The organism is Bacillus sp. BSL6 (genome assembly GCF_052928345.1).
In genome coordinates this window covers 85,032-101,774 of the sequence record NZ_JAVGCW010000011.1, presented here as the reverse complement: position 1 = coordinate 101,774, position 16,743 = coordinate 85,032, and the positions used below count along the sequence as shown (strand labels likewise).

General features: G+C 38.2%; 12 protein-coding genes, 9 tRNA genes and 2 rRNA genes. All 23 read left to right on the top strand.

The genetic code is table 11. From position 1 onward, the window contains the following. Window positions 1–119 (top strand): 23S ribosomal RNA (locus RCJ96_RS25055); the annotation flags it as partial. Between the two features lie 86 nt (window positions 120–205). Continuing rightward, window positions 206–321, top strand: a 5S ribosomal RNA gene (gene rrf / locus RCJ96_RS25050). 9 nt (window positions 322–330) lie between these two features. Then, window positions 331–405 (top strand) — tRNA-Asn (locus tag RCJ96_RS25045). Between the two features lie 4 nt (window positions 406–409). Beyond that, window positions 410–482: transfer RNA gene (locus RCJ96_RS25040), tRNA-Thr, on the top strand. A 24-nt stretch (window positions 483–506) separates the two neighbouring features. Continuing rightward, window positions 507–581 (top strand) — tRNA-Glu (locus tag RCJ96_RS25035). Between the two features lie 5 nt (window positions 582–586). Then, a tRNA-Val gene (locus RCJ96_RS25030) sits at window positions 587–662 on the top strand. 17 nt (window positions 663–679) lie between these two features. Next, window positions 680–763 (top strand) — tRNA-Tyr (locus tag RCJ96_RS25025). A gap of 65 nt (window positions 764–828) precedes the next feature. Beyond that, window positions 829–903, top strand: a tRNA-Gln gene (locus tag RCJ96_RS25020). 5 nt (window positions 904–908) lie between these two features. Next, a tRNA-Lys gene (locus tag RCJ96_RS25015) sits at window positions 909–984 on the top strand. A gap of 5 nt (window positions 985–989) precedes the next feature. Further along, window positions 990–1,061: transfer RNA gene (locus tag RCJ96_RS25010), tRNA-Gly, on the top strand. 10 nt (window positions 1,062–1,071) lie between these two features. Beyond that, a tRNA-Ala gene (locus RCJ96_RS25005) sits at window positions 1,072–1,144 on the top strand. 114 nt (window positions 1,145–1,258) lie between these two features. Beyond that, window positions 1,259–2,404, top strand: a complete 1,146-nt coding sequence (locus tag RCJ96_RS25000) for a glycerate kinase (RefSeq protein ID WP_270796070.1) — start codon at window positions 1,259–1,261, stop codon at window positions 2,402–2,404. A 209-nt stretch (window positions 2,405–2,613) separates the two neighbouring features. Continuing rightward, the gene (gene rocF / locus RCJ96_RS24995; RefSeq protein WP_000711570.1) at window positions 2,614–3,507 is read left to right on the top strand and encodes an arginase; all 894 of its coding nucleotides are present in this window, start codon (window positions 2,614–2,616) and stop codon (window positions 3,505–3,507) included. A 248-nt stretch (window positions 3,508–3,755) separates the two neighbouring features. Beyond that, window positions 3,756–4,577: a diadenylate cyclase CdaA gene (gene cdaA, locus RCJ96_RS24990; protein ID WP_001115700.1), complete on the top strand. Its 822-nt coding sequence runs from the start codon at window positions 3,756–3,758 to the stop codon at window positions 4,575–4,577. After that, window positions 4,570–6,063, top strand: a complete 1,494-nt coding sequence (locus tag RCJ96_RS24985) for a CdaR family protein (protein WP_074608918.1) — start codon at window positions 4,570–4,572, stop codon at window positions 6,061–6,063. Before cdaA ends, RCJ96_RS24985 begins: the two co-directional genes overlap by 8 nt. Beyond that, complete coding sequence (glmM, locus tag RCJ96_RS24980) at window positions 6,056–7,402, top strand: phosphoglucosamine mutase (protein WP_000521474.1); 1,347 nt, start codon at window positions 6,056–6,058, stop codon at window positions 7,400–7,402. Before RCJ96_RS24985 ends, glmM begins: the two co-directional genes overlap by 8 nt. 286 nt (window positions 7,403–7,688) lie before the next feature. After that, window positions 7,689–7,874 (top strand): hypothetical protein, encoded by a 186-nt coding sequence (locus tag RCJ96_RS24975; RefSeq protein ID WP_001208183.1) that lies wholly within the window; start codon window positions 7,689–7,691, stop codon window positions 7,872–7,874. Window positions 7,875–7,886: 12 nt separating this feature from the next. Next, a complete protein-coding gene (glmS, locus tag RCJ96_RS24970) occupies window positions 7,887–9,689 on the top strand; it encodes a glutamine--fructose-6-phosphate transaminase (isomerizing) (RefSeq protein WP_046199602.1) in 1,803 nt (600 codons plus the stop codon). Between the two features lie 369 nt (window positions 9,690–10,058). Next, window positions 10,059–10,868 carry an alpha/beta fold hydrolase gene (locus RCJ96_RS24965; protein WP_446699872.1) on the top strand — a complete coding sequence of 270 codons (810 nt, stop codon included), beginning with the start codon at window positions 10,059–10,061 and terminating at the stop codon, window positions 10,866–10,868. A 409-nt stretch (window positions 10,869–11,277) separates the two neighbouring features. Further along, a complete protein-coding gene (gntR, locus tag RCJ96_RS24960; protein ID WP_074608915.1) occupies window positions 11,278–12,009 on the top strand; it encodes a gluconate operon transcriptional repressor GntR in 732 nt (243 codons plus the stop codon). Continuing rightward, a complete protein-coding gene (gene gntK / locus RCJ96_RS24955; RefSeq protein ID WP_074608913.1) occupies window positions 12,002–13,537 on the top strand; it encodes a gluconokinase in 1,536 nt (511 codons plus the stop codon). Before gntR ends, gntK begins: the two co-directional genes overlap by 8 nt. 117 nt (window positions 13,538–13,654) lie before the next feature. Beyond that, a complete protein-coding gene (gntP, locus tag RCJ96_RS24950) occupies window positions 13,655–15,001 on the top strand; it encodes a gluconate permease GntP (RefSeq protein ID WP_074608912.1) in 1,347 nt (448 codons plus the stop codon). A 264-nt stretch (window positions 15,002–15,265) separates the two neighbouring features. Then, window positions 15,266–16,675, top strand: a complete 1,410-nt coding sequence (gene gndA / locus RCJ96_RS24945; protein WP_000413557.1) for an NADP-dependent phosphogluconate dehydrogenase — start codon at window positions 15,266–15,268, stop codon at window positions 16,673–16,675. Window positions 16,676–16,743 lie beyond the last annotated feature (68 nt).

The window sequence follows — 16,743 nt, the reverse complement described above, 5'->3', positions numbered from 1 at the left end:
AGATTTCCCATAGCGTAAGCTAGTAAGATCCCTGAAAGATGATCAGGTTGATAGGTTCGAGGTGGAAGCATGGTGACATGTGGAGCTGACGAATACTAATAGATCGAGGACTTAACCATATAATATGAAGCAATGTTATCTAGTTTTGAAGGAATATATAATTTTCTTCTTGACATTTCGAAAGAAATGTTTATAATGATAAAAGTCTGGTAATGATGGCAGAGAGGTCACACCCGTTCCCATACCGAACACGGAAGTTAAGCTCTCTAGCGCCGATGGTAGTTGGGACCTTGTCCCTGTGAGAGTAGGACGTTGCCAGGCTAATATTATTCCGCAGTAGCTCAGTGGTAGAGCTATCGGCTGTTAACCGATCGGTCGTAGGTTCGAGTCCTACCTGCGGAGCCATTATGCTTCCATAGCTCAGCTGGTAGAGCACTTCCATGGTAAGGAAGAGGTCACCGGTTCAAGCCCGGTTGGAAGCTTGGGAATAGGTTTAAAACTTTTTTGGCCCGTTGGTCAAGTGGTTAAGACACCGCCCTTTCACGGCGGTAACACGGGTTCGAATCCCGTACGGGTCACCACTTTTGGAGGATTAGCTCAGCTGGGAGAGCACCTGCCTTACAAGCAGGGGGTCGGCGGTTCGATCCCGTCATCCTCCACCATATATATTTTAAATGTCGGAGGGGTAGCGAAGTGGCTAAACGCGGCGGACTGTAAATCCGCTCCTTCGGGTTCGGCAGTTCGAATCTGCCCCCCTCCACCATTTTCTTTAAAATAACCTGAGAGGGTTTATTTTTTTGAAAAGATAACCATACTAGTAAATATTAATGGGCTATAGCCAAGCGGTAAGGCAACGGACTTTGACTCCGTCATGCGCTGGTTCGAATCCAGCTAGCCCAGCCATTTACGAGCCATTAGCTCAGTTGGTAGAGCATCTGACTTTTAATCAGAGGGTCGAAGGTTCGAGTCCTTCATGGCTCACCATTTTCGCGGAAGTAGTTCAGTGGTAGAATACAACCTTGCCAAGGTTGGGGTCGCGGGTTCGAATCCCGTCTTCCGCTTAATTACTAAGGGGCCTTAGCTCAGCTGGGAGAGCGCCTGCCTTGCACGCAGGAGGTCAGCGGTTCGATCCCGCTAGGCTCCATCTAATAGAGAAAGCTTACATCATATGATGTAAGCTTTTTTGTGTTTAAAAAGACAACTTTCATACTTGTCATTTAAAATGGAGAAAACGTGAAAATAAAGGATGGGGATAATTATGAAAGTTGTTATTGCATCTGATTCATATAAAGAAAGCTTAACAGCTATAGAAGTATGTGAAGCTATTGAAAGAGGTTTTGGAGCAATTTTTCCTAAAGCAGAGTACGTAAAAATACCAATTGGAGATGGAGGGGAAGGAACGGTCAATTCCCTTGTTGATGCTACAAGCGGGAGGATTATATCATTTCATGTGACAGGACCGCTTAGAGAGAGCGTACAAGCCTTTTACGGTATGTCTAAAGATAAAAAGATAGCGTTTATTGAAATGGCAGCAGCATCAGGTTTACAACACGTTCCGGCTAAAAAGCGAAACCCACTTATTACGACGACGAAAGGAACAGGAGAACTTATACTACATGCCCTAGACGAAGGAGCTGAGCATATCATTTTAGGACTTGGAGGAAGTGCTACAAATGATGGAGGAGCGGGTATGTTGTCAGCTTTAGGAGTTAAGTTCATAAATGGAAAAGGAGAAGTAATAGAACCATCTGGTGGAACGTTACATTCGATTGTCTCTATTGATTTTTCACAAATGGATTCACGTTTAAAGCATATAAAGATAGAAGCAGCATGTGATGTAGATAATCCGTTAGTTGGAATAAGAGGAGCATCTTTCGTATTTGGGCGACAAAAGGGTGCGGATGAAGAGATGATGGAAGAGCTGGATGAGAATTTAAAGCATTATGCGCATATCCTTAAACAATACCTATCTTGCGACGTATCTAAAATACCTGGTGCAGGAGCTGCAGGAGGTATGGGAGCAGCTGTTATTGCAGTGTTAAAGGGAAACTTGCGGAGAGGAATTGAAATTGTATTAGATTATACAAATTTTGATAAGCATATAGAAGGTGCAGATTTAATTATAACTGGCGAAGGGAGAATAGATGAACAAACAGCATATGGAAAGGCCCCAGTAGGTGTTGCGGAGCGTGCAAAGCATTTTCATATTCCAGTCATTGCTATTGGAGGATCTGTATCTCCGAATTACACCGCTGTTCATGAAAAAGGAATTGCCGCAGTATTTAGTAGTACAACAAGTCCGATGACACTAGAGGAGGCATATAAAGTAGCAGAGGAGAATATCGAAATGACAGCGAAGAATATTGCAGCAGTGTGGAAAATAGCATCAGAAAAACACTTCTAAATGGGGGAGTGTTTTTTATTATTATTTAATAATAATGATGGTAGTTGCTTCATTAAGTTAACTTTATACATAGAATAGTCTTAACATTTGGATTTTTAAGCGGATATAAGTGAATAATTTGTATATCCATACAGAAAAATGTCGAGTTGAGTCAGACTATATAAAAGATTTAAAATATTTAGTGAAGGCACAGAAGGGGGATACTATCTATGAAAAAAGAAATTTCGGTTATTGGAGTTCCAATGGATTTAGGGCAGATGCGTCGTGGAGTTGATATGGGACCGAGCGCAATCCGTTATGCAGGTGTAATTGAAAGAATTGAAGAAATTGGATATGACGTTAAAGATATGGGAGATATATGTATAGAGAGAGAAAAAGAAGTAGATGTAAATACAAGCTTAAGAAACCTTACACAAGTTGCAACTGTATGTAACGAATTAGCAAGTAAGGTAGATCATATTATAGAAGAAGGGCGTTTTCCACTTGTATTAGGTGGCGATCATAGTATCGCTATTGGTACATTAGCTGGTGTGGCGAAACATTATAAAAACCTAGGTGTTATTTGGTACGATGCACATGGTGATTTAAATACAGAAGAAACTTCACCATCTGGGAATATTCACGGTATGTCACTTGCAGCAAGTTTAGGGTATGGACATCCCACGCTTGTAGATTTATATGGGGCATATCCAAAGGTGAAAAAAGAGAATGTTGTCATTATCGGTGCACGTGCATTAGATGAAGGAGAAAAAGACTTTATTCGCAATGAAGGTATTAAAGTATTCACAATGCACGAGATTGATCGTATGGGTATGACGGCTGTTATGGAAGAAACAATTGCATATTTATCTCATACTGACGGTGTGCATTTATCATTAGATTTAGATGGTCTTGATCCTCATGATGCACCAGGAGTTGGAACACCTGTAATTGGTGGCCTATCTTATCGTGAGAGCCATTTAGCAATGGAGATGTTAGCGGAAGCTGATATTGTTACATCTGCGGAGTTTGTTGAGGTAAATACGATTTTAGATGAGCGAAATAGAACGGCAACAACAGCGGTTGCTTTAATGGGTTCTTTATTCGGTGAAAAACTAAAATAAATGTAAGAAAAGCAACTGAGAAGTTGCTTTTTTTATTTGAAAATAGGCGTATAATAATGATTTATATTATACTGTACGATAAGAATGTTTGACATCTTACCAATTTAGACTAAAGGGGGTTGTTTGTAATTGTCGTTTGTTTCATGTATGGTATAATTAACTAGTTGTTGGAAATACATACAGATAGAGCATAAAACAATATTTCAATATATGGATAGAATTGCTCGTAAGTAGGAGGAAGGGTTAGCATGCCTTTTGAAGATACGACCATTTTGAAATATCTTAGTACGGCATTAGATATTGCCGTTGTATGGTTTATTATATATAAGCTAATTCTCATAATCCGAGGGACGAAAGCTGTTCAACTTTTAAAAGGGATTACAGTTATTATTGTCGTTCGGATGATCAGTATTTTCCTTGAATTGCGAACGCTATATTGGCTAACTGAACAAGTATTAACGTGGGGATTTTTAGCCGTTATTATTATTTTCCAGCCAGAATTGCGAAGAGCACTTGAGCAGCTAGGACGCGGGAGTTTATTTTCGCGTACTGGAACTCATGAGGATGATGAGCCTGAAATGGTTGCAACAGCGATAGCGAAAGCAACGGAATATATGGGAAAACGTAGAATTGGTGCATTAATTACTTTATCAAAAGAGACCGGTATGGGTGATTATGTAGAAACGGGTATTCCGCTAAATGCAAACGTATCGTCGGAATTACTCATTAATATTTTCATTCCAAATACACCGCTTCACGATGGAGCAGTAATTATGCAAGGCAGTACGATTAAAGCAGCGGCTTGTTATCTTCCGTTATCAGAAAGTCCATTTATTTCTAAAGAGTTAGGAACTAGGCATCGCGCTGCAATGGGAGTTAGTGAGGTTACTGATAGTATTACAGTAGTTGTGTCGGAAGAAACGGGCCAAATTTCTTTAACGAAAAATGGTAAGTTGCATCGTGATTTGAAGACAGAACAACTGAAAGATATGTTGTTAGCTGAATTTAGTGCGAACGAAAAAACGACTTCTTCGTCTTTATGGAATTGGAGGAGAAAGCGTCATGGATAAGTTAATGGAGAATCATTGGTTTTTAAAGGGGATCTCATTACTATTGGCGTGTATGCTTTTTATGTCAGCGACTTTAACTGAAAAAAATACGACATCGGGGATACTACCTTTTGCAAATGATGCGAAAGAAACATTAACTAATTATGCTATTAACGTTAAGTATGATGAAGAGAAATATATTGTAAGTGGTATTCCCGCAGAGGGCGTTAAGGTGAAGTTAGAGGGTCCAAAAGCAGCAGTTGCTACGGCAAAAGCGAAAAAACAATTTGATATACCAGTTGATTTGAGAGGTAGCGAAAAAGGAACGTATGAAGTTTCTTTGAAAACGAATGGACTTCCAGATGATGTGAAAGGAACAGTTCAGCCATCAACAATTAAAATTACTCTTCATGAAAAAGCGAGAAAATATGTTCATGTAGACTTGAAATTATCAAATGAGGATCAAATGCCAGCTGGTGCTACTCTCGAAAAATCAAACATTAAACCTGATACGGTTGAGGTAGTTGGGACGAAAGAAGAAATTGAAAGTATTTCATCTGCTAAGGCGTATGTTGATTTAAAAGGTGTTAATAAAACTGTTACAAAAACAGCCGAAGTTACATTGTACAATAAAGAAGGAAAACGTTTAAATGTAAGAACAAGTCCATCTAAAATTAGTGTAACGTTGAATGTGGCGACGCAAGCTACGGCCAATAATACTGAAAAAACTGTTCCTATAACATATGCGAAAAAGGGGAGTTTACCGGAAGGATTGGCCGTTACAAATATTAGCGTTGAGCCGAGAGAAGTAACGATAGCAGGTCCAAAAGATATATTGGATAATATACAATCGATAGAGGGGGTCGAAGTAGATCTTAGTCAATTGACAGAGTCTACAACATTCGATACCTCTGTTTTATTACCAAAGGGTGTAACAAGTGCGAAGCCAAATCAAGTAAAGGTTTCAGTAGGCGTACAAAAAACAAAACAAACGAAAACAAGAACGATTGATGGTATATCAATTCAAAAAAATGGACTTTCTAAAGACGTTACGGCCCAGTTACTTTCGCCGCAAGATGGGAAGATAAGCGTTGATATTTCAGGAGAAACAAGTATAGTAGATAAAATAACAGCTGCTCAAATAACAGCAGTGATTAATCTACAAAATGTGTCTCCTGGGACGAAGGATGTTGCTATTCAAGTGAGTGGCCCTGTTAATATTTCAATAGAGCCAAAACAAAAAAGTGCTAAAGTTACAATTGTGAAGAAAGAAAATCCCGATAAAGAAGTACAGGGTAACGGTGAGCAACCAAATTCAAATAATAATAAAGATAATCAAACTGAAAAACCAAAAAATCCTGAACCTGAACCTAAGCCTGATCCAGAAAAGGAAAAGGAAAAGGAGAAGGAATCGGAACCGGAACAAAATAAAGATAAAGAAACTAGCCAAGAGCCAACAGTAGATAATCAAAAAGAGCCAGAAAAAGGAGCGAATCATAATGGGTAAATATTTTGGTACAGATGGAGTACGCGGGGTTGCGAATAAGGAGTTAACACCTGAATTAGCGTTCAAAATTGGACGTTTTGGTGGTTATGTATTAACAAAAGATACAGACCGTCCAAAAGTAATTATCGGCCGTGATACACGTATATCAGGACATATGTTAGAAGGAGCTTTAGTAGCAGGTCTATTATCAACTGGAGCAGAAGTAATGCGTCTTGGTGTTATTTCTACACCAGGTGTTGCTTATTTAACGAAAGCGTTAGATGCACAAGCTGGTGTTATGATTTCTGCATCTCATAATCCAGTACAAGATAACGGAATTAAATTCTTCGGTTCAGACGGTTTTAAATTAACAGATGAGCAAGAAGCAGAAATCGAAGCTTTATTAGACAAAGAAGTGGATGAATTACCACGTCCAACAGGTACGAACCTTGGGCAAGTGAGTGATTATTTTGAAGGTGGACAAAAGTATTTACAATACATTAAACAAACTGTAGAGGAAGATTTCTCAGGTTTACATATCGCTTTAGATTGTGCGCATGGTGCTACGTCTTCTTTAGCTCCGTACTTATTTGCTGATTTAGAAGCTGATATTTCAACAATGGGAACTTCACCAAACGGTATGAACATTAACGATGGAGTAGGTTCTACGCATCCAGAAGTATTAGCTGAATTAGTAAAAGAAAAAGGTGCTGATATTGGTCTTGCTTTCGATGGTGATGGTGACCGTTTAATCGCTGTAGATGAAAAAGGAAACATTGTTGATGGCGATCAAATTATGTTTATTTGTGCAAAGTACATGAAAGAAACTGGTCAACTAAAGCATAATACAGTTGTTTCAACAGTTATGAGTAACTTAGGTTTCTACAAAGCACTTGAAGCTAACGGTATTACAAGTGATAAAACAGCAGTTGGTGACCGCTACGTAATGGAAGAAATGAAGCGCGGAGGTTACAACTTAGGTGGAGAACAATCAGGCCATATTATCTTACTTGATTACATTACAACTGGTGATGGAATGTTAAGTGCACTTCAACTTGTAAACATTATGAAAATGACGAAAAAACCATTATCTGAGCTTGCAGGAGAAATGACAAAATTCCCGCAATTACTAGTAAACGTTCGTGTAACAGATAAAAAACTAGCACTAGAAAACGAAAAAATTAAAGAAATTATTCGTGTTGTAGAGGAAGAAATGAACGGTGATGGCCGCATTCTTGTTCGTCCATCTGGAACAGAACCACTTATTCGTGTAATGGCAGAAGCACCAACACAAGAAGTTTGTGATGCATATGTACATCGCATTGTAGAAGTTGTGAAAGCGGAAGTTGGCGCTGAATAATTTAATAAATTTATTGAAAAGGAGCACAATAAGTGCTCCTTTTTCATATGTTTTATAGACGGTGAAAAAATTTTCATTGACGTTTTATCCATGTTTGTTATAAGATGGTCTTGTTCTTTTTCTCAAAGGAAATATTGTAAATTATAGAAGCGCCAGAACTACAAGTAGTGTAGTTGACGAGGTGGGGTTTATCGAGATTTCGGCGGATGGCTCCCGGTTGTTCATCACAACCGCAAGCTTTTACTTAAATCATTAAGGTGACTTAGTGGACAAAGGTGAAAGTGTGATGAGAGAAAAGGAACGGATACAAACTAGCTGTATAAGTATATACGGACTTAAACCCAATCGAGAGGAAGGTGAAAGCCGTTACAAGCTTACAGGGCTAGCAATATGTAATCCGTTTTTTAGTATAAATAAAAATGGTATCGGACTATGTCGTTACATGTTCGCAGAGCAGTGTAAGCATTTGTAACGGCGACTAAACATGTGTGGAATCGTAGGATTTATTGGAGAGCAAGATGCAAAGGAAATTTTATTAAAAGGTTTAGAAAAGCTAGAATATCGTGGATATGATTCAGCAGGTATTGCAGTACAAGCAGAGAACGGTGTTGTTGTATACAAAGAAAAAGGCCGTATTGCAAAACTTCGCGAAATCGTAGATGAGAACGTAGCAACAAGCGTGGGGATCGGTCACACACGCTGGGCTACACATGGTGTTCCGAGCAAAGTAAACGCGCATCCGCATCAAAGTACATCAAAGCGTTTTACACTAGTTCATAACGGTGTAATTGAAAACTATGAGTTAGTGAAGAAGGAATATTTACAAGATGTAACGTTCGTAAGTGAAACGGATACAGAGGTTATCGTACAGCTTATGGAACAACAAGTGAGCACAGGACTAAGTGTAGAAGAAGCGTTCCGTAATACGCTATCCCTTTTACATGGCTCTTATGCAATCGGATTACTTGATGCTGAAAATCCAAACATGATTTATGTTGCTAAAAACAAAAGCCCGCTATTAGTAGGTGTTGGTGACAACTTTAATGTTGTGGCGAGCGACGCTATGGCGATGTTACAAGTTACAGATCAATTTATTGAATTAATGGATAAAGAAATTGTAATTGTAACGAAAGAAAGTATTACAATTAAAAACTTACAAGGTGAAACGATTGAACGTGCACCGTTTACAGCGGAATTAGACGCAAGTGATATTGAAAAAGGAACATACCCTCATTTCATGCTCAAAGAAATCGATGAGCAACCACTTGTTATCCGTAATATAATTCAAAAGTACCAAGATGAAAATGGCGAGATTGAATTAGATCAAGACATCCGTAATGCGATTTTAGATAGCGATCGTATTTACATCATTGCATGTGGAACAAGTTATCATGCAGGTCTTGTTGGAAAACAATTTATCGAGAAGTTTGCAAAAATGCCAGTTGAAGTGCATGTAGCAAGTGAATTCTCTTATAACATGCCATTATTAACAGAAAGACCATTCTTCATTTACATTTCACAAAGTGGTGAAACAGCTGATAGCCGTGCAGTACTTGTACAAACAAATGAAATGGGTCATAAAGCATTAACAATTACAAACGTACCTGGTTCTACACTTTCTCGTGAAGCGGATTATACACTTCCGTTATACGCGGGACCAGAAATCGCCGTTGCATCAACGAAAGCTTACACAGCACAGCTTGCAGTACTTTCAATTTTAGCTGCAGATATTGCTAAAGCAAAAGGTGAAGTTCTTGATTTCGATTTAACACACGAATTAGGACTTGTAGCAAATGCAATGGTACAACTTTGTGATCAAAAAGAAGAAATGGACGCATTAGCAAAACAATTTTTAGCAACAACTCGTAACTGTTTCTTCATCGGACGTAGCGTAGACTTCTACGTAGGATTAGAAGGAGCGTTAAAGCTAAAAGAAATCTCTTACATCCAAGCAGAAGGATTTGCTGGAGGAGAGTTAAAACACGGTACAATCGCCTTAATCGAAAACGGTACACCAGTTATCGCACTTGCTACACAAGAACACGTAAACCTTGGAATTCGTGGTAACGTGAAAGAAGTAGTAGCACGCGGAGCTAACCCATGTATCATCTCAATGAAAGGCTTAGAAATGGAAGGTGACAGCTTCGTATTACCAGCTGTACATGAAGCACTAGCACCGTTAGTAGCAGTTATTCCATTACAACTTATCTCATACTACGCAGCACTTCACCGCGAGTGTGACGTTGATAAGCCACGTAACTTAGCTAAGTCTGTTACGGTTGAGTAGGAGATTAGTAGGTTAGTAAATATAGTGTAGTTTTGAAATAAAGTTAAGACGTTTATTAAAAAGGTGCGATGCTTTATCTCTTTAATCAAAGAATTGTAAATAAGCTATGATCAAACCTTTTTATAAAACATAAACATAAACATAAACCTGTTGGATAAGAAACCATTTTGATTAGACTTTTTCAAAATGGTTTCTTTTTATTCATCATAGAATACGGTTTAACACAATATTTTTAATCAAACTTTATTTTAAAGCCACACATTGCTTTTTCTTATGGTGAATTTGTTTCTTAGTTATTTCCTGCATTTTATATCGTTCACCAATCATGTAATGTTAAGGGAGATGACAAAAGAAAGGAAGAATGTACAAATGAGTATAGTAAAAAACGGAACATTGCAAGTAATTGGAGCAAGCATCTATTATGAGGTGCGTGGCTCGGGTCCAATTCTTCTTTTGATTCATGGTGGGGGTGGTGATGCCGACAAGTTCCATAATATCGCCGACCATCTTGCTAAATGGTATACCGTTGTTACTTACGATCGTCGTGGTCATTCCCGTAGCAATCTCGTCAATAAAAATGAGGATTACCATGTGCACACGCATAGCGAAGATGCTCATCGGTTGCTAGCTAATCTGACCAAAGAACCGGCTTATGTATTCGGAAGTAGTTCTGGTGCTGTTATCGGACTTGATTTGTGCATACGTCATCCTGAGCAGGTACAGTTACTAATTCCACACGAACCGGTTTTATTACAACTTTTATCTGAAAATGAGTTGAAGCAGGCTATAAATTTCCTGGAAGACCTTAAAGGGAATCATCAAAGTGAGGTCATGAAGTTATTGTCAAATATTGATGATAGTAATTCCGAACCATCGAAGGATATGCTAACAGAGCGACTACTCGGCAATTCGATGTATTTCACTGAGTATGAAATCCCGGGAATCTTCAGCTATACTTTAAATATCGATGCATTAAAGTCCCTATTAAAACCTGCATCGATACAGGTACGTCCAGCCGGTGGAAGTATTTCACGAGAATCTTTTCCTTATCATTGCGCATTCAACTTAGCAGAACACCTCGGAACAGAATTCGCAGAGTTTCCAGGACATCATGTGGGTTATAACACAGTGTATCATAAAGAGTTTGCTGAGAGGTTACATGATATTATTGAGAATTAATCGGGAAACTATCAATGAGCAGTGTATAAACACAATAGCGCGAATAGATATTCATGGAGTTACAAGACAATACGTAATTTAGGATTTTGTCTATATGTCTAAATTGATTTCAAAGCATCAGTAGAATATGAACAAATAAAAAAAGCAGCCACCTCTCCATTTAAAGGTAGCTGCTTCTTTTTACATAGATTCTATAATTATTTGTCTTTCATACCACTTGTTTAGTTTTCCATTCCCTAAATCTTCTTTATCAACAATAATAGTTTAGGGGTGACTTGATTTGTGAGCTTAATAATTATGGGGCTTTCCACTAATAGGACCAAAGCAAACAATAAAAGCGCTTGCATAATTAAAAATCCGAGTTATAATACTTGTATACAAGTATACTTGATTAACACGAGGTGGATTTATGACGAAATCAACGGAATTTCTTTATCCTGAAAAATGGCTTTCAAAAGCTTCTACAGGCGATCGTGTTGCGAGCGAATTGAGAATGCGCATTATTGCAGGCGTAATTGAAAGCGATACCATTCTGTCAGAAAATAAAATAGCTGCCGATTTTTCTGTAAGTCGGTCACCCGTTCGTGAAGCATTAAAATTACTAGCTTCTGAAAATATTATTCGCTTAGAAAGAATGGGCGCAGTTGTCATTGGTTTAACCGAGAAAGAAATCGAAGAAATATATGATGTTCGTTTACTTATAGAAACGTTTATTTTTGAGCGACTTGGAAAGATAGACACAAATGATTTAGTAAGAGAACTAAATAAAATAATGGAAATGATGAAAATCGCCATTAAATATCATGATTCTGATGAATTTTCTTATCAAGATCTCTTATTCCATGAAACGATTATTCGAACCATTGAGCATTCCTACATCCTAATGATTTGGAATAATTTAAAGCCTGTTATGGAAAGCTTAATCCTTTTATCAATGCGTACTCGTTTCAAGGAAAAGTACGAAGACTTTGAACGGATTATTAAAAATCATGAGCTTTATATAAAAGCAATCGAATCAAAAGATCGAGCCCTCATGATTGAGGCCTTACATCAAAACTTCGATGATGTTCAAGGGAAAGTCGAAGACCTCTGGATGTCACAACAAATGTTATCTAAAGGAGTTGAGCAAGGACATGAGTAGCTATATGTTAGGTATAGATATTGGTACAACAAGTACGAAAGCAGTTTTATTTACTGAGAAAGGCGAAGTCATCCAAACCGAGAATATTGGTTATCCACTTCGCACACCGGATATATCCACAGCGGAACAAGATCCAGAAGAGATTTTTCAAGCTGTTTTACAAGCGATATCAAATATAACGAAACAGCATTCAGATAAAAAACCATCGTTTATTTCATTTAGCAGTGCTATGCATAGTGTTATTGCCATGGATGAAAATGATCAGCCGCTGACACCTTGTATTACTTGGGCAGATAATCGTAGTGAGGCATGGGCACATAAAATCAAAGATGAACTGAATGGCCATGAAGTTTATAGACGAACAGGAACACCTATTCACCCAATGTCACCATTAAGTAAAATTACATGGATTGTGAATGATCATCCGGAAATTGCTATTAGAACGAAGAAATATATTGGAATTAAAGAATATATCTTCAAACAATTCTTTGATCAATATGTTGTTGATCATTCCATCGCCTCGTGCATGGGTATGATGAACTTAAAAAAACTAGATTGGGATGAGGAAGCTTTAAAAATTGCTGGTATAACATCAGCTCAATTATCCGAACTCGTACCAACTACCCAAATATTTAGCAACTGCAATCCAGATTTAGCCCAAAAGATTGGTATCGATTCCCAAACACCGTTTGTCATTGGTGCCAGTGATGGGGTGCTTTCTAATCTAGGTGTGAATGCAATTCGGAAAGGGGAGATAGCTGTCACAATTGGAACCAGTGGTGCTATTCGGACCATCATTGATAAACCACAAACAGATAAAAAAGGAAGAATATTTTGTTATGCCTTAACGGAAAAGCATTGGGTAATTGGTGGACCGGTAAACAATGGAGGAATGGTCCTTCGTTGGATTCGTGATGAACTTGCTTCATCAGAAGTAGAAACTGCGAAAAGACTAGGAATTGATCCATACGATGTATTAACTAAAATAGCTGAACGCGTGAGACCTGGTGCAGACGGATTATTATTCCATCCATACCTCGCAGGGGAACGTGCACCATTATGGAATCCAGATGTACGTGGCTCCTTCTTCGGTTTAACGATGTCACATAAGAAGGAACATATGATTCGTGCAGCTTTAGAAGGCGTTATATATAATTTATACACTGTATTTTTAGCATTAACAGAATGCATGGATGGTCCTGTAACTCGTATTCAAGCAACAGGCGGCTTCGCAAGGTCTGACGTTTGGCGACAGATGATGTCCGATATTTTCGCATCTGAAGTCGTTGTTCCAAAGAGCTACGAAAGCTCTTGTCTAGGTGCAGGTATATTAGGTCTCTATGCCACAGGAAAAATTGATTCTTTTGAAATCGTTTCCGAAATGGTTGGCAGTACCTACAAACATACACCGAAAGAAGAAGCAACAAAAGAATACAGACAATTACTGCCTATATTTATTAACCTATCAAGGGCGCTAGAAGACGATTATACACGAATTGCAAATTATCAAAGAAATTTAATAAAGTAAAACTTTCATCAGTAATCCCCTATGCCTCGCTTCTATCTAAATCTCGAGGTGGGGGGCCTTACTGCCCACGAATAGCGGGATCAATACAAATACAGCTAAGATTAGGGGGGAACTACGATGCCATTAGTCATTGTAGCAATTGGGATTTTAGCATTACTTTTACTGATTATGCGCTTTAAATTAAATACCTTTATTTCATTAATCATTGTATCCGTCGGGGTTGCGTTAGCACTTGGAATGCCATCAGAAAAGATTTTTAAAACCATTGAAGCGGGATTAGGCGGAACGCTTGGGCACTTAGCACTCGTTTTTGGACTTGGTGCGATGTTAGGTAAGTTGCTTTCAGATTCTGGGGGTGCACAACGCATTGCCATGACCCTTGTGAAAAAATTTGGTGAAAAGAACATTCAATGGGCTGTTGTGACTGCCTCATTTATTATAGGGATTGCATTATTTTTTGAAGTAGGATTAGTATTATTAATTCCGATTGTATTTGCAATTTCAAGAGAATTAAAAGTTTCTATCTTATATCTCGGTATTTCGATGGCAGCTGCTTTATCTGTAACACACGGATTTTTACCACCACACCCAGGACCAACTGCTATCGCTGGTGAATTGCATGCAAACATCGGTGAAGTATTACTTTACGGTTTTATGATAGCGGTTCCAACGGTTGTTTTAGCTGGACCTGTATTTACTAAGCTTGCAAAAAAACTAGTACCTGAGGCGTTCACAAAAACCGGTAATATTCAATCATTAGGTGAGCAGAAAGTATTTAAACTTGAAGAAACCCCTGGTTTTGGAATCAGTGTTTTTACCGCTTTACTGCCTGTTCTTTTAATGGCAGTCGCTACAATTATTACTTTGTTGCAAAAAACAATGGGATTCAAAGATAATAGTTTACTAGCAACGATCGAGTTTATTGGGAATGCGGATACTGCCATGTTGATATCCTTACTAGTTGCAATCTATACAATGGGATTGGCAAGAAATATTCCAATCAAAAACGTGATGGAATCTTGTACAACAGCGATCTCGAATATTGGGATGATGCTCTTAATTATTGGTGGAGGCGGCGCTTTCAAACAAGTATTAATTGATGGCGGCGTTGGTAACTATGTAGCCGAATTATTCAAAGGAACTTCATTATCACCAATCTTGCTCGCATGGATTATCGCTGCCATCTTACGTATTTCATTGGGGTCTGCTACGGTTGCTGCATTAACAACTGTCGGTTTAGTGATTCCGATGTTAGGGCAATCTGATGTTAACCTTGCTTTAGTTGTCCTTGCAACAGGGGCTGGTAGTTTAATTGCTTCACACGTGAATGATGCTGGTTTCTGGATGTTCAAAGAGTACTTTGGTTTAAGCATGAAAGAAACATTTGCAACATGGACGTTACTTGAGACTATCGTTTCTGTAGCCGGATTAGGGTTTACTTTATTACTAAGTTTATTTGTATAGATCTTTCTAAACAGTAAAAGGGATACGGAAGCTGTTTAATGTGATTTTTCATAATTAACCGGTTAATTTTCATGATTGATTAATAAGGATGACAATTTCTCTTTATTTTTTAACTTGATAGTGATGTGCCGTGTCCCAATAACCTTTTGTACGAATAATGGCGGAGCCTATTGAAATGAAAAAGTTGGATTATTTGATTAAAGTGTTATTTTAAGTATATATACTATAATACAGAGTAACATACATGGAAAGGAACGATAGAATATGGAAAAGTTACAAATTGGAGTTGTTGGTGTGGGCGTTATGGGAAAAAGCCTCGCACTTAACTTTGAGAGCAAAGGGTATTCTGTTGCCCTATATGATATTTCAAAGGAAAAAGTTGATGAAACCATTGAGGAAAACCGTGGTAAAAACTTAGTTGGTACTCATATAGTTGAAGAGTTTGTTAACTCACTTGAATCACCTAGAAAGATTTTATTAATGGTTAATGCGGGGGAAATTACAGATAAAGCGATTGATTCTCTAGTCCCTCACCTCGATAAAGGTGATATTTTAATTGACGGTGGTAATACATACTTTGTCGATACAATTCGCCGAAATAAACGTCTTGCCGAAGAAGGAATCAATTTCATCGGGGCAGGTGTGTCAGGCGGCGAAGAGGGTGCATTGAAGGGACCATCTATTATGCCAGGCGGACAGAAGGATGCATACGAAAAAGTAAAGGATATGCTTGAAAACATCTCTGCAAAAGTGAATAACGAGCCTTGCTGTTCTTATATCGGACCTAATGGGGCAGGACACTATGTAAAGATGGTTCACAATGGTATTGAGTATGGAGATATGCAATTAATTTGTGAAGCATATTTCTTCTTGAAACAAACACTAGATTTGACTGCAGAAGAGTTCCATGAAATATTTGCTGAATGGAATAAAGGTGAACTGAACAGCTATCTAATTGAGATTACAGCCGATATTTTCAAGAAGAAAGATGAAGAAACTGGTAAGCCATTAGTGGATGTTATTCTTGATACTGCAGGACAAAAGGGTACAGGGAAATGGACAAGTCAAAGCGCACTTGATTTAGGTATCTCTCTGCCTATTATCACGGAATCTGTATTTGCACGTTGCATTTCTGCTTTAAAAGAAGAGCGTGTGAACGCAAGCAAAGTTTTATCTGGCCCTAAAGATAAAACAGCAATTGGAGTTGAAAAAGCCGAATTAATTGAAGCGGTGCGCCAAGCTTTATATATGAGTAAAATTTGTTCTTATGCACAAGGATTCACGCAATTGAAGGCAGCTTCTGAGGAATATGATTGGAACCTTGATTTCGGTAGCATTTCTATGCTTTGGAGAGGCGGATGTATTATCCGTGCTGCCTTTTTACAGAACATTAAAGAGGCTTATGAGACTAACACTGACCTACCGAACCTTTTACTTGATCCATACTTTAAAGAAATTGTAGAGTCATATCAAGGTGGATTACGCCAAATTATCTCAATGGCGGTACAACAGGGCATTCCGATACCTGCATTTTCAGCAGCAATTTCTTATTATGACAGCTATCGTACTGCCAAACTACCTGCAAACTTGTTGCAAGCGCAGCGCGATTATTTTGGAGCGCATACGTATAAACGAGTAGATAAAGAAGGTACATTCCATACAAAATGGATATAAAATAATAAATGGACTAAGATTAAATTCTTAGTCCATTTTTCATTCCACAATTCGTAGGCTATAAGACT